The organism is Streptomyces sp. NPDC039609, from assembly GCF_055596705.1.
This window is the reverse complement of sequence record NZ_JBVIUJ010000006.1, coordinates 43,064-56,712: the sequence shown is the minus strand read 5'-3', so window position 1 is coordinate 56,712 and position 13,649 is coordinate 43,064. Positions and strand designations below refer to the sequence as shown.

General features: G+C 71.7%; 14 protein-coding genes. 7 read left to right on the top strand and 7 right to left on the bottom strand.

All coding sequences use genetic code 11. The features are described from left to right. Nucleotides 1-8 precede the first annotated feature (8 nt). Entirely contained in the window at nt 9-1,100 is a 1,092-nt protein-coding gene (locus ACZ561_RS18490) for a phosphotransferase family protein (protein ID WP_470996023.1), read from the top strand. 6 nt (nt 1,101-1,106) lie between these two features. Here the strand turns inward: ACZ561_RS18490 and ACZ561_RS18485 are convergent, their stop codons facing one another. Next, a complete protein-coding gene (locus ACZ561_RS18485; RefSeq protein ID WP_376441336.1) occupies nt 1,107-1,475 on the bottom strand; it encodes a hypothetical protein in 369 nt (122 codons plus the stop codon). A 224-nt stretch (nt 1,476-1,699) separates the two neighbouring features. On the opposite strand from ACZ561_RS18485, the gene ACZ561_RS18480 reads away from it, so the two are divergent. The 4 genes from ACZ561_RS18480 (at nt 1,700) to fxsA (ending at nt 5,733) form a co-directional block, all read left to right on the top strand. Continuing rightward, nucleotides 1,700-2,140 carry an Lrp/AsnC family transcriptional regulator gene (locus ACZ561_RS18480; protein WP_215071913.1) on the top strand — a complete coding sequence of 147 codons (441 nt, stop codon included), beginning with the start codon at nt 1,700-1,702 and terminating at the stop codon, nt 2,138-2,140. A 9-nt stretch (nt 2,141-2,149) separates the two neighbouring features. Then, nucleotides 2,150-3,772, top strand: coding sequence for an amidohydrolase (locus ACZ561_RS18475; RefSeq protein WP_470996020.1), 1,623 nt, complete (start codon nt 2,150-2,152; stop codon nt 3,770-3,772). Nucleotides 3,773-4,289: 517 nt separating this feature from the next. Further along, entirely contained in the window at nt 4,290-5,069 is a 780-nt protein-coding gene (locus ACZ561_RS18470; RefSeq protein WP_329122969.1) for a polyprenol monophosphomannose synthase, read from the top strand. A 67-nt stretch (nt 5,070-5,136) separates the two neighbouring features. After that, the gene (gene fxsA / locus ACZ561_RS18465) at nt 5,137-5,733 is read left to right on the top strand and encodes an FxsA family membrane protein (protein WP_470996017.1); all 597 of its coding nucleotides are present in this window, start codon (nt 5,137-5,139) and stop codon (nt 5,731-5,733) included. 200 nt (nt 5,734-5,933) lie between these two features. On the opposite strand, the gene ACZ561_RS18460 is transcribed toward fxsA, so the two are convergent. The 4 genes from ACZ561_RS18460 to yczE all read right to left on the bottom strand — a co-directional run bounded on the left by ACZ561_RS18460 (nt 5,934) and on the right by yczE (nt 9,439). Next, the gene (locus ACZ561_RS18460) at nt 5,934-6,308 is read right to left on the bottom strand and encodes an RNA polymerase-binding protein RbpA (RefSeq protein ID WP_026278069.1); all 375 of its coding nucleotides are present in this window, start codon (nt 6,306-6,308) and stop codon (nt 5,934-5,936) included. Between the two features lie 255 nt (nt 6,309-6,563). After that, nucleotides 6,564-7,919 carry an MFS transporter gene (locus ACZ561_RS18455; RefSeq protein WP_470996013.1) on the bottom strand — a complete coding sequence of 452 codons (1,356 nt, stop codon included), beginning with the start codon at nt 7,917-7,919 and terminating at the stop codon, nt 6,564-6,566. 42 nt (nt 7,920-7,961) lie between these two features. Then, nucleotides 7,962-8,726: a glycerophosphodiester phosphodiesterase family protein gene (locus ACZ561_RS18450; RefSeq protein ID WP_470996011.1), complete on the bottom strand. Its 765-nt coding sequence runs from the start codon at nt 8,724-8,726 to the stop codon at nt 7,962-7,964. Beyond that, a complete protein-coding gene (gene yczE, locus ACZ561_RS18445; RefSeq protein WP_470996008.1) occupies nt 8,723-9,439 on the bottom strand; it encodes a membrane protein YczE in 717 nt (238 codons plus the stop codon). The genes ACZ561_RS18450 and yczE overlap by 4 nt, the downstream gene beginning before the upstream one ends. Before the next feature lie 64 nt (nt 9,440-9,503). On the opposite strand from yczE, the gene ACZ561_RS18440 reads away from it, so the two are divergent. After that, nucleotides 9,504-11,003, top strand: coding sequence for an SCO1417 family PLP biosynthesis transcription factor (locus ACZ561_RS18440; RefSeq protein ID WP_376439245.1), 1,500 nt, complete (start codon nt 9,504-9,506; stop codon nt 11,001-11,003). 71 nt (nt 11,004-11,074) lie between these two features. Here ACZ561_RS18440 and ACZ561_RS18435 read toward each other — a convergent pair whose 3' ends face one another. Both ACZ561_RS18435 and ACZ561_RS18430 read right to left on the bottom strand, forming a co-directional pair. Next, entirely contained in the window at nt 11,075-12,709 is a 1,635-nt protein-coding gene (locus tag ACZ561_RS18435) for a hypothetical protein (RefSeq protein WP_470996005.1), read from the bottom strand. A 37-nt stretch (nt 12,710-12,746) separates the two neighbouring features. After that, nucleotides 12,747-12,941 (bottom strand): hypothetical protein, encoded by a 195-nt coding sequence (locus tag ACZ561_RS18430; RefSeq protein ID WP_147976179.1) that lies wholly within the window; start codon nt 12,939-12,941, stop codon nt 12,747-12,749. A gap of 305 nt (nt 12,942-13,246) precedes the next feature. Between ACZ561_RS18430 and ACZ561_RS18425 the strand changes: the two genes are divergently transcribed. Next, complete coding sequence (locus ACZ561_RS18425) at nt 13,247-13,639, top strand: ankyrin repeat domain-containing protein (RefSeq protein ID WP_376439251.1); 393 nt, start codon at nt 13,247-13,249, stop codon at nt 13,637-13,639. Nucleotides 13,640-13,649 lie beyond the last annotated feature (10 nt).

Genomic DNA, 13,649 nt, shown 5'->3' with positions numbered 1-13,649 from the left:
GCTTGTCCATGGCCACCGCGCCCCGCCCTCGCACCTCGACCCGCGACCCCGAGGAGCTCGGCCGTCGGCTCACCGACTGGCTCGAACCGGTCCTCCCCGGCGCCCGGGTCACCGACCTCGCCGTCCCCGGCTCCAACGGCATGTCCAGCGAGACCCTGCTCTTCGACATCGACCACCCCGACGCGCCGGTGCGCGGTTGCGCCCTGCGGCTGGCCGCCGACCCCGCCGCCTACACGATCTTTCCCGTCTACGACATGGAACGGCAGCACCGGGTGATGAGCCTGGTCGGCGAGCACACCGACATCCCCGTACCGCGCGTGCTGTGGCTGGAGCCCGAACCGGGGCCGCTCGGCGCCCCGTTCTTCGTGATGGCCCGGGCCGAGGGCCGCGTCCCACCGGACGTCATGCCCTATACGTACGAGGGGAACTGGCTGCACTCCGCCACCGACGACGAACGCGCCCACCTGGAGGCCGAGTCCGTCTCGGTGCTGGCCCGGCTCCACGACCAGTTCCCCGCGAAGGAGGCGGAGTTCCTCCTGCCCGAGGGGACGGGCAGCCCGCTGCGACGGCACGTCGACGCCCAACGCGCCTACTACGGCTGGGTGGTGGCGGGACTCGCACCTTCTCCGCTCATCGAGTCCGGTTTCGACTGGCTGGAGGCGCACTGGCCCGCCGACGAGGGCCCGGCCGTCCTGAACTGGGGCGACGCCCGGATCGGGAACATCGTCTACGACGGATTTCAGCCCGCGGCCGTGCTCGACTGGGAGATGGCCGCCTTCGCCCCGCGCGAGGTCGACCTCGGCTGGACCGTCTATCTGCACCGCTTCTTCCAGGACCTGACCGTGAGCTTCGGCCAGCCCGGGCTGCCCGGCTTCCTGCGCCGTGACGCGATCGAGCGGCGCTACGCCGCCCTCACCGGCCACACGGCGCGGGACATGGAGTTCCACACCCTCTACGCGGCGCTGCGGCACGCGATCGTGATGCTCAGAGTCGCGTACCGCCAGGCGCACTTCGGAGAGGTCGAGGTGCCGGAGAACCCGGACAGCCTGATCTTGCACCACGCCACGCTCGCGGCGATGGTGCGGGGAAGCTACTGGTAGGCGTCGCTACGCCGCGCGCCGCATCTGCGGCACCTTGATCGGACGCGAGCCCGGACCGCCGACGTGCGAGAAGGGCTGCGTCCGCCAGTCGAGACCCTGAGGGAGCGTCAGCAGGAGCGCGGTGTCCTGCTCCTGGACCTCCAGCGTCTCGTCCGCGGGGCGCGCGTCGGCCGCGGCCCGGCCGGTGCCGGGGCAGACCGTGAGCACGAACGGGTTCCACGGCGTCGGGCACAGCGCGTGCTCAGGCAGCACGTCCTCGTCCGCGAGCAGCGCGATCGGCTGGACACAGTCCGGGCAGATCACCCGGTACATCTCAAACGTGTCGTAGGCGTCGAGCTCGTCGGCCGTCTCGACCGAATCAACAGGCTCCTGCATGGAGAATCTCCCCCTCGGGTGGGTCGACCACGTTCGGATGGACTCGACCACAGCAAGCAATTCCCATACGGCCGGGCGCATAACCGTGAGGTCTCGAACGAGGTGGCCGCAAACCTGTGGTCTTCGTCACATGCCCCTCGCAGGTGCCCCGAGGATGCCCATAGATGCCTGTGTGGAAGGGCCCCGGCTGTGCCGATGGCGCCCCGGGGCAATAGGTTGACCGCATGGAGGAGCTGGATCGTCAGATCGTCGAGTTGCTCGTCAGGGACGGGCGCATGAGCTACACCGACCTGGGCAAGGCCACGGGCCTGTCCACCTCGGCCGTACATCAGCGCGTCCGCCGCCTCGAGCAGCGCGGGGTCATCCGCGGCTATGCCGCAGTCGTGGACCCGGAGGCCGTCGGGCTGCCGTTGACCGCCTTCATCTCGGTCAAACCCTTCGACCCGAGTGCCCCCGACGACACCCCGGACCGGCTCGCCGACATCCCGGAGATCGAGGCCTGCCACAGCGTCGCCGGCGACGAGAACTACATCCTCAAGGTGCGCGTCGCGACCCCGCTGGAGCTGGAACACCTGCTCAGCCGCATCCGCTCCCAGGCCGGCGTCTCCAGCCGCACGACGGTCGTCCTGTCGACCCCGTACGAAGCCAGGCCGCCGCGCATCTAGCCTGGTCGCATGAGCGAGACCCTTCCTGACATCGAGCACCGCACCGTCCTGCTGCGCGGAGGAGACGTCCACAGCCCCGCCGACCCCTTCGCCACCGCCATGGTGGTGGAGCGCGGTCATGTCGCCTGGGTGGGCTCGGAGGGCGCGGCCGACGCCTTCGCCTCCGGGGTGGACGAGGTGATCGACCTGGAAGGCGCGCTCGTCACCCCCGCGTTCGTCGACGCGCACGTGCACACCACGGCGACCGGTCTCGCGCTGACGGGCCTCGACCTGTCCTCCGCCGCGTCGCTCGCCGAGGCCACGGAGAAGATCCGCGCCTACGCCACCGCGCGCCCCGGCGACCGGATCCTGATCGGCCACGGCTGGGACGCCTCGCGCTGGCCCGAGCGCCGAGCGCCGCACCGCGACGAGTTGGACCGGCTCACCGGCGGCCGCCCGCTCTACCTCACCCGGATCGACGTCCACTCCGCCGTCGCCACCACCGCCCTGCTCGATCTTGTGCCCGGCATCCGCGAGCTCTCCGGCTTCCGCGACGGCGAACCGCTGACGGGCGACGCCCACCACGCCGTCCGCCGCGCCGCCTACGCCACCCTCTCGCCCGCGCAGCGCACCGAGGCCCAGCGCGCGGCCCGCGCGCACGCCGCCTCGCTCGGCATCGGCACCCTGCACGAGTGCGGTGGCCCCGAGATCTCCTCCGAGGACGACTTCACCGGACTCCTCGACCTCGCCCGCGAGGAAACCGGGCCGCGCGTCGTCGGCTACTGGGCCGACCTCGACATCGAGCGGGCCCGCGCACTCGGCGCCGTCGGTGCGGCCGGCGACCTCTTCGCCGACGGCTCGCTGGGCTCGCACACCGCCTGCCTCCACGACGCGTACACGGACGCGGGCCACACCGGCATCGCCCACCTCGACGCCGCCGCGGTCGCGGCCCATGTCGTCGGCTGCACCGAGGCCGGCCTCCAGGCGGGGTTCCACGCCATCGGCGACGCGGCCGTCACCGCCGTGGTCGAGGGCGTTCGGGCCGCCTCGGAGAAGCTCGGTCTCGCCCGGATCCGCGCAGCCCGCCACCGGGTCGAGCACGCCGAGATGCTCACCCCCGAGACGATCGCCGCCTTCGCCGAGCTCGGCCTCACCGCCTCCGTCCAGCCCGCGTTCGACGCGGCCTGGGGCGGCGACGAGGGCATGTACGCCGAACGCCTCGGTGTCGAGCGGGCCCGCACCCTCAATCCGTACGCAGCTCTGCTCCGCTCCGGGGTGCCGCTGGCCTTCGGCTCGGACAGCCCGGTCACCCCCCTCGACCCCTGGGGCACCGTCCGCGCGGCCGCCTTCCACCGCACCCCCGAGCACCGGATCTCCGTCCGTGCCGCCTTCACCGCCCACACCCGGGGCGGCTGGCGGGCCGTCGGCCGCGACGACGCCGGCACGCTCGTCCCCGGCGCCCCGGCCGACTACGCGATCTGGCGGGCCGACGAGCTCGTGGTCCAGGCGCCCGACGACAGGGTGGCCCGCTGGTCGACCGATCCGCGCTCCGGAACGCCCGGTCTGCCCGATCTGACCCCCGGCGGCGAACTCCCGGTCTGTCTGCGCACGGTGGTGTTCGGACAAACGGTCTTCGTCGGGCCGAACGAGTGACGTAGGGACATTTCGTACCGCCGATCGATGATCAACCGGCTTGTCCACGACCTGCGGATCTTCCCCACTGACCTGGCAGTATCGGTCATCTCCGCAGGTCAAACGAGTATTGACAGCGAGCGGCCACCGGCCGGTAGGTTCGGCGAGTCCACCACAGGACGTCCGACCGGGTTCACCTCCACGCAGTCGTCGAACGCCGCTGGGTCAAGGAATGGTGTGCCGCACCGGCTCACCATCGCCGGGAACCAGGTTCAGCGCCCGCGCCTCGGGGGCGAGGGAAGGTTTCTCCGGCGGAGGGTGGGACCCGGGTGGGGCCCGGACGTTCAGTAGACAACGGCTCTCGGTCGACCCGCAGCCAGCGGGTTCCAGGTCGGCCCGAAGGGCGCCGGGCCCCGATCCGCACACCGTGCGCCACGCCGGTACACGCCCATGGACACCCGCAACCAACCCGCCGCGCCCGAGTCGCGCCCGGGGCTCGCTATGGTGGGGGTTCGCGTATGTATCCGAAGGGGCAGCAGTGAACGACGGTGGCCAGAGGCGTTACGGCCCGCTCGGCAGAGCCTTGGTGATCATTCCGACCTACAACGAGGCGGAGAACATCAAGCCGATCGTCTCGCGCGTACGGGCGGCCGTACCGGAGGCGCACATCCTCGTCGCCGACGACAACAGCCCCGACGGCACGGGCAAGTTCGCCGACGAGATCGCGTCGGACGACGACCATGTCCACGTCCTGCACCGCAAGGGCAAGGAGGGGCTCGGCGCCGCCTACCTCGCGGGCTTCCGCTGGGGCATCGAGCACGGCTACGGCGTCCTCGTCGAGATGGACGCCGACGGCTCCCACCAGCCCGAGGAGCTGCCCCGGCTGCTGACCGCCCTCAAGGGCGCCGATCTGGTGCTCGGCTCCCGCTGGGTGCCCGGCGGCCGGATCGTGAACTGGCCCAAGTCCCGCGAGTTCATCTCCCGCGGCGGCAGCCTGTACTCCCGCGTCATGCTCGACGTCCCGATCCGCGACGTCACCGGCGGCTACCGGGCCTTCCGCAAGGAGACCCTGGAGGGCCTGGGCCTGGAGGACGTGGCCTCGGCCGGCTACTGCTTCCAGGTCGACCTGGCCCGCCGGGCCGTCGCCGCCGGCTTCCATGTCGTCGAGGTCCCGATCACCTTCGTGGAGCGCGAGATCGGCGACTCGAAGATGAGCCGCAACATCGTCGTCGAGGCCCTCTGGCGGGTCACCGGCTGGGGTCTGACGGCCCGTGCGAACAAGGTCGGCAAGATGCTCGGCCGCAAGTCCGCGAGCTGACCCCTCCCTGCCCGTACTGATCTCTCCTTTACGGCGTTCCTGCGACGGGCCAGGCACACTGGGGGGCATGACCAACGGCGCAACGCCTCCCCTGGCCCCCAAGCGCTCTCGCGCGCGTACGTACCTCCCGCTGGCCTTCGCCGCCTGGCTGGTCCTCGAGATCTGGCTGCTCACGGTGGTGGCGAACGCGGTCGGCGGGCTGACGGTCTTCGGTCTGCTGCTCGGCGGAGCCGTCCTCGGCGCCGTGGTGATCAAGCGGGCCGGACGCCGGGCCTTCCAGAACCTCACCGAGACCTTCCAGCAGGCGCAGGCGGCGGCGCAGTCCGGCGTCGCACCGCCCGTCGGCGACGGGTCCGGCTCGCGCGACCGCAACGGCTTCCTCATGCTCGGCGGTCTGCTGCTGATGATCCCCGGCCTGATCTCCGACGTGGCCGGTCTGCTGCTGCTCGTACCGCCCGTGCGCTCCTTCCTCGGCCGCTACGCGGACCGGGCCGCCGAGCGCAGGATGAACGCCGCCGCCGCTCCCGGCAGCCTTCAGGACGCCTTCCAGCAGGCCCGTATGCGCCGTCCCGACGGCAAGGTCGTGCAGGGCGAGGTCATTCGCGAGGAGGGACCGCAGGGGCCGCAGCGGCCCCAGGAGCCCCGCCCGCCCCTGAGGCAGTGAGGCGCGTGGCGCGTCCAACGCCGCGATCGGACGGTGATCCGGCTGCGGCGTCGGGCGCCCGCCGTCCGGACGTGACGGCCGTGATCCCGACGCGGCGCCCGACGCATCGCGACGGGCTCGCATGACGGACAAACGCCGCGGGGTCCGGTACACACAAGGTGTACCGGACCCCGCGGCGTCGCTTTGGGCCGTGCCGTCCGCTAGGCGGACTTGCGGCTGTCTCGCGGATGTACGGCGATGTTCATGGCGCCGGAACGAAGGACCGCCAGCCTCTCGGCCAGGACCTCCTCCAGCTCCTCGCGGGTGCGCCGCTCCATGAGCATGTCCCAGTGCGTACGCGCCGGCTTGCCCTTCTTCTCCTCGGGGCCGTCCCCGTCCACCAGGAGTGCCTGGCTGCCGCAGACCTTGCACTCCCACTCCGGCGGAATTTCCGCTTCCACCGAGAAGGGCATCTCAAAACGATGGCCCTTCTCGCATGCGTACTCCACGGCCTGGCGCGGGGCCAGATCGATGCCGCGGTCGGTCTCGTAGCTGGTCACCACGAGGCGCGTGCCGCGAAGAGCTCGCTCACTCATGAATCGTGCCTCCCGGGCTTGTCGCCCACAGGACAGGTGTCGCTGTCGTCGTCATCCGGTCAACGTCCGGTCGGCGGTAAAGATTCCCGTTCCGGGTCATGCGTCGCCCGTCGTGCCGCCCCTTGTTCTACCCACCAGTGCCCGGTTTGTCACATCTGGCAGCAGATGTCACCCAGCGTCTTCACCAAAGCAGCACGCAGTAACGGTCCGCCTGGCAGGCCAAAGGCGTACACTACCGGCCTTTCGCTGCCGCGTCTAAATCCGGTCCGGAACCGGGTTGCCCGCGGCGGCCACCGCACGCCGTACGGGTACCCGCGCGAGCAGTACGAAACCGGCCGCGAAGAAGATCACCAGAGAGATGATGGCATCCCGGTAGCTCCCGGTCAGCTGATACGCGAGACCGAACACCAGTGGGCCCAGCCAGCTGAGACCGCGGTCGCTCATCTCGTAGGCCGAGAAGTACTCCGCCTCCTTGCCACGCGGCACCAGATGGGAGAAGAGCGAGCGCGACAGCGCCTGGCTTCCGCCGAGGACGAGACCGATCGCCGCCGCGAGAAGGAAGAACGCCACCGGCGCGTCGGCCGGCAGGAAGTACCCGGCGGCCAGGATCAGCGTCCAGACCGCCAGCGAGCCGAGGATCACGCGCTTGGCGCCGTACGAACGCGCCATCCGCCCCATGCCGAGCGCTCCCACGATCGCGAGCACCTGGACCAGCAGTACCGCCGTGATCAGCGTCGTCTGCTCGAGCCCCAGCTCCTCGGAGCCGTAGATGGACGCCTGCGAGATCACGGTCTGCACGCCGTCGTTGTAGATGAGGTAGGCGAGCAGGAACGACAGCGTCAGCGGGTGACGGCGCATGTCCCGCAGCGTCGCCACCAGCTGCCGCCAGCCACCGCCGACCGCACCCTCGCCCTTCGGCTGGACGTGCCGGTCGCGCAGCCGCCGCAGCGGCACCAGTGTGAAGGCGCCCCACCACAGCCCGGCCGAGGCCAGGCAGATCCGCACCGCCATGCCCTCGGTGAGGCCGAACGACTCGTGACCGGAGTACAGGACCAGGTTGAGGACGAGGACCAGGGCGCCCGAGGTGTAGCCGAAGGCCCAGCCGCGCGAGGAGACCGCGTCCCGCTCGTCCGGTTCGGCGATCTGCGGCAGATAGGCGTTGTAGAGCACCATCGAGACGGCCAGTGAGGCGTTCGCCACGATGAGCAGGAAAGCACCGAGCAGATACCGGTCGCCGTCGAGGAAGAACATCCCCGCCGTCGCCGCCGCGCCGGTGTACGCGGCGACCGCGAGCAGCGGCTTCTTGCGTCCCGTACGGTCCGCCGCCGCGCCCACCAGCGGCATCACGAGGACCGCCACCACGAGCGAGGCCGAAACGGCGTACGCGAAGAGCGAGCCGGCCCGCACGGGTATGCCCAGGGGGTGGACGAAGCCGTCCGCGTCCGCCGCGGCCTTCGCGACCGAGGTCAGATAGGGGCCGAGGAACACCGTCACGACGCTCGTCGAGTACACGGAGCAGGCGAAATCGTAGAAGTACCAGCCGCGTTGCTCGCGCCTGCGTTCGGCCGGATCGGCGGTGTGCCCCTCCGGCTCGGTGGTGTCGGCAGTCACGGCCGCGGCCCCCCTCGTTGGTCCCCGTGGCGGGACGCGCGGTCAGACCCACACGCCCCGAACGGTCAGCACTGCGCGCAGCGCCTCCAGATGATCGGTCATGATGCCATCCACTCCCAGGTCGAGGAGAGAGTTCATCCGCTCCGGATCGTTGACGGTCCACACGTGCACCTGGAGGCCGCGGGCATGGGCCTCCCGCACGAAGCGGCGGTCGACGACCGGGATGCCGCCCTGGCTCGCCGGCACCTGCGCGGCGACCGCGCCCGCGCGCAGCGCCGCCGGGATGCCGAGCGAGCGCAGCCGCAGGCCGAGGATGCCCTTCACACCGTACGAAGTGGCGAGCCGCGGCCCCGCGAGGCGCTGCGCCCGGGCCACCCGTCCCTCGGTGAAGGAGCCCACGCAGATCCGGTCCCATGCCCCGGTCCTGCGGATCAGGTCGACCAGCGGGACGAGCGAGGACTCGGCCTTCAGGTCCACGTTCCAGCGCGCCTCTGGAAACTCCTCCAGGAGCTCCTCGAAGAGCGGCAGCGGCTCCTTGCCGGCCACCCGCGCCTCGCGGACGGCGTCCCAGGGAAGATCCCGGATACGGCCGGCGGCGTCCGTGACCCGGTCGAGCGTCGAGTCGTGGAAGGCGACCAGCGCACCGTCCGAGGTGGTGTGCACATCGGTCTCGAAGTAGCGGTAACCGGCCGCCGCGGCCCGCCGGAAGGCGGCCGCGGTGTTCTCCAGGCCGTCCGCCGTGCCGCCGCGGTGGGCGAACGGAATGGGCGACGGGTGGTCGAGGTAGGGGTGGCGTACGCGAGTCACCGCCGCAGTATCGCCTGTTCCGGTGTCCCGGAGGCGACCACGGTGCTGCTCACGTCCTTCTCGGGGATGGCGAACCTGCGCAGGAAGAACTGCGCGAGCGGGCCGATGCTCAGTGCGTAGAGGACGGTGCCGACGCCGACCGAGCCGCCCAGCAGGAAGCCGGTGGCGACCACCGCGACCTCGATGGCCGTGCGGACCAGGCGGATCGAGCGGCCGGTGAGCCGGTGCAGCCCGGTCATCAGGCCGTCGCGGGGGCCGGGGCCGAACCGCGCGGCGATGTAGAGGCCGGTCGCCATGCCGTTGAGCACGATGCCGAGGACCAGCAGGGCGATCCGGGCGGCGAGGCCATGGACCTCGGGCACCAGGGCGAGAGTGCCGTCCATCGCCACGCCGATGACGAAGACGTTCGAGACCGTGCCGAGCCCCGGCTTCTGCCGGATCGGGATCCACAGGAGCAGGACGATCGCCCCGACGAAGATCGAGACGACCCCGATGGTGAGTCCGGTCCGCTCGGCGAGACCCTGGTGGAGGACGCCCCAGGGCTCCAGACCGAGCCCGCCGCACACCAGAAGCGCCGAACTGATCCCGTACAGCGCCAGTCCGACATACAGCTGCGCGAGCCGACGGGTCAGATGACGACCGGTGAGCCGGCCGTGGAGGCCGGAGGCGATGGACAAAGTGGTGCCCCCTGTGGTGGTAGTGGACTGACTCATGACACTCTGTGGCGGGGGATTGCATCCCAACCATGGCCAATTCGAGGAAGGTGGACTGACTTCCATGGCTCAGTGGACCTCGGCCGTCGGGCCGGCCCAGCTGGCACGGCAGCTCCAGGCGCAGCAGCCGCGTCCCGCGGGACCCGGCGCGCGCAAGCCGCCCGCCTACCGCGCGCTGGCCGACGGCATCCGCCTCCTCGTGCTCGAGGGCCGCGTGCCCGTGGCCGCCCGGCTGCCCGCCGAGCGGGAACTCGCCGTGGCGCTCACCGTCAGCCGTACGACGGTCGCGGCCGCGTACGAGGCGCTGCGCGCCGAGGGCTTCCTGGAGTCGCGGCGCGGGGCCGGCAGCTGGACCGCCGTACCTGCCGGGAACCCGCTGCCCGCGCGCGGGCTCGAACCGCTGCCGCCGGAGTCGCTCGGGTCGATGATCGACCTCGGCTGCGCGGCGCTGCCCGCCCCCGAGCCCTGGCTGACCCGGAGCGTCCAGGGGGCCCTGGAGGAGCTGCCACCGTACGCCCACACGCACGGGGACTATCCGGCCGGCCTGCCCGCGCTGCGGCAGATGCTCGCCGACCGGTACACCGAGCGGGGCATCCCGACCATGCCCGAGCAGATCATGGTCACCACCGGCGCGATGGGCGCCATCGACGCCATCTGCCATCTCTTCGCCGGGCGCGGCGAGCGGATCGCCGTCGAGTCGCCCTCGTACGCCAACATCCTCCAGCTGATGCGCTCGGCGGGCGCCCGGCTCGTGCCCGTCGCGATGGCGGAGGGGCTCACCGGCTGGGATCTGAACCGCTGGCGGCAGGTGCTGCGGGACGCGGCGCCGCGGCTCGCGTACGTCGTCGCCGACTTCCACAACCCGACGGGCGCCCTGGCCGACGAGGACCAGCGTCGGCAGCTCGTGGACGCGGCCCGCTCGGCCGGCACGGTCCTGGTGGTCGACGAGACGATGTCCGAACTGTTCCTGGACGACGGCCTGGAGATGCCCCGGCCCGTCTGCGCCTTCGACCCGGCGGGCGCGACGGTGCTCACGGTCGGCTCGGCGAGCAAGGCGTTCTGGGCGGGCATGAGGATCGGCTGGGTGCGGGCCGCGCCCGACGTGATCCGCTCCCTGGTGGCGGCGCGCGCCTACGCGGACCTCGGCACCCCCGTCCTGGAACAGCTCGGGGTCAACTGGCTGATGCGCACCGGGGGCTGGGAGCAGGCCGTCGACATCCGACGCACCCAGGCGCGGGAGAACCGCGACGCGCTGGTGGCGGCCGTGCGGGCCGAGCTCCCGGAGTGGGAGTTCGAGGTCCCGCGCGGCGGCCTGACGCTCTGGGTCCGTACGGGAGGCCTCTCGGGCTCGCGGATCGCCGAGGTCGGCGAGCGGGTGGGGGTACGGGTCCCCTCGGGGCCGCGGTTCGGCGTGGACGGTGCCTTCGAGGGGTACGTCCGGCTGCCGTTCACGGTGGGCGGCCCGGTCGCGGAGGAGGCCGCGGCCCGGCTGGCGGCCGCGGCGCGGCTGGTGGAGTCGGGTGCGGGGGCGGGCGTGGAGCCTTCGCGGACGTTCGTCGCGTAGAGAAGAACCTCACGCCGGGAGGGCGGGTACGGACCGTGTGTCCGTACCCGCCCTCCCGGCGTTGTCGGGTGTCAGCCCTCCGCCGGGACCGGGGCGTGGAGCGGGGCCGGACCGGGGTCGGGCGCGGAAGGCCTGGTCACGACGGTGGGGCCGGGGTCCGGCGCCGAGCCCGGAGCCGCCTCGACCGCCGTCGCCGTGGCGGACTGCCGCTCCGGCAGGAGAGCCAGGACGGCCTGACGGTGCGTCTCGCTCGTCGCGTCGTCGAAGGGATCGGGCGTCGCCGGCACCTGGAGACGGAGGACCCGGCCGCTGCCGAGGCGGGCGTAGCCGCGGCCCGGCGGGACGACCGGGACCGGTGTGGTGTGCGGCCCGACGCCGAGGACAGACGCGATCTGGCCGGGGGAGGCGGGGCCGAGCACCACCCTGGCGCGGGTGTGCGTGCGTACCGTCTCGCCGAGCGTCTCCATGCTGTCGAACTGCTCCGCGACCACCACCGTCACGTGCGCGGCCCTGCCGTGCCGCAGCGGCACCTGGAGCACTTCCTGCGGATCGGGCCGGCCGTCCGCCGCCGCCAGGTGGCCGAGGACGCTCGGCCGGTCGAGCAGGATCCACAGCGGGCGCCTGGTGTCGTCGGGCGCGGGGTGGCCCGCCTGGCGGGCCCGGTTCGCGGCGATCAGCCGCCGCTCGGTCTCGTGCGCCGCCCACTCCAGGCTCGCCAGCGCGCCGGCGAGACCGCACTCGACGCCCAGGACTCCGCCGCGGCCGGTCAGACAGGCGTACTCACCGGTGCCGCCGCCCTCGACGATCAGTACGTCGCCGTGCGGCAGGGCCTGGAGCGCGATGGAGCGCAGCAGGGAGGTCGTACCGCTGCCGGGCTGGCCGACGGCGAGCAGATGCGGCTCCGTGGAGCGCGGACCGGTGCGCCAGACGACCGGGGGCGCGTCCTCCGCCCCGTCGGCGGCCTGCACCGGCACGGTCCGCTGGACGGCGTCGGCGTCGGTGAACCCGAGGACCGTCTCGCCCGGCACGGTGACGAAGCGCTGGGCGGCGATCGTGGTCGGAAGGGGCGGCAGCACGCTCATCACGAGCTGGTTGCCCTCCTCGTCCCAGTCGAAGAGGTACTCGCGTCCGCGGCCCGACTTGGCGTGCAGCAGCTGCTCGATCCGGGCTCGGGAGGCGGCCTCCCCGTCGGTGAAGTACGCGGGGTACCTGATCCGCAGGCGGGTGAGGCGCCCGCCGTCGTCGAAGGTGTACTCCCCGAACGGGCCGGTCCAGTCGCCGCCATGGGCGAAGAGCGGCGCCGGGTCCTCGGGGACGGAGAAGTACGGCACCAGTGCCTCGTAGAGGCCCTTGAGCCGCTCGATCTCGGCCTCGTCGGGTCCGGTCTTCACGACCGGGCGTTCGCGCCCCATCCAGGCGGCGGCGCCCATCACCGAGACGAGGGCGAGGAGCGGACCGTACGGGACGAGCGCGAGGACGAGGACGCAGGCCGCGACCAGGAGCAGCGTGGGACCGCGCCGCTCCTTCGGGGTCGCGGCCCACCTGGCACGCGCGGTCGCGGCCAGCTTCCGCAGACCACGCGTGATGGTGATCAGCGGATGGAGCACATCGGTGGCGCTGTCGGCGGCCGTGCGTGCGATCTCTCGACTGCGAGCGATCCGGTCGCTGCCGCTGCTCAGAATGCGGGGGAGTGGTCGCCGGGCCACGTCGTACTCCTGGAGTTGTGGAAGGGGTGGTAGGGCGTCAGAACTTGATCCCGCCCAAGAGGCTGGCGAGGCTCTGTCCGCCTGCCGTGATGCTCGGGGCGATGGCGGTGCCCGCGAGGTAGAAACCGAAGAGGGCGCTGACGAAGGCGTGGGACGCCTTCATGCCGTCCTTCTTGAAGAACAGGAAGCAGATGATGCCGAGCAGGACCACGCCTGAGATGGACAGGATCATGAGGGGTTCTCCTGGTTGAGGGGACAGTCACCATGAGTCCTTCCAGGTTTACGGGGAGTATCTATGCGATTAAAGGTTCAAATGGGTGAAAGATTGGCGATTTCACTTGACTGGCGGAGGCGGAGGGCGTGCTCGAGTGGCGAAATGCCCGGAGCGCGCTAGGTGATCTTTGCCGTGGACGCGCCCGGTCATGTCGCGGGACGGGCAGTACCCTGTCGATTCACTCGTACGGCCTCGGTCGCCGTGCGCAGGCCACCCGCACGGGAACCCACGTGCGCGACGGAACGGAAAGGCGGACACGTCCGATGAGCGAGACTCCGGACCCCGAGGTCATCGAGCTGGCGAGCAAGGTCTTCGACCTCGCGCGGACGGGCGACGCCGAGACCCTGGCCGCCTATGTCGACGCGGGCGTCCCGGCCGACCTCACCAACGACAGGGGTGACTCCCTCGTCATGCTCGCCGCCTACCACGGGCACGCGGAGGCGGTCACCGCCCTGCTGGCCCGGGGTGCCGACGGGGACCGCGCCAACGACCGCGGCCAGACCCCGCTCGCCGGTGCGGTCTTCAAGGGAGAGGACGCCGTCGTGCGCGCGCTGCTCGCCGGCGGCGCAAATCCGGAAGCGGGGACTCCGTCTGCCGTGGATACTGCTCGGATGTTTGGGAAGACAGAACTCCTGGAGCTGTTCGACGCCCGGTGAGATCCGGGTG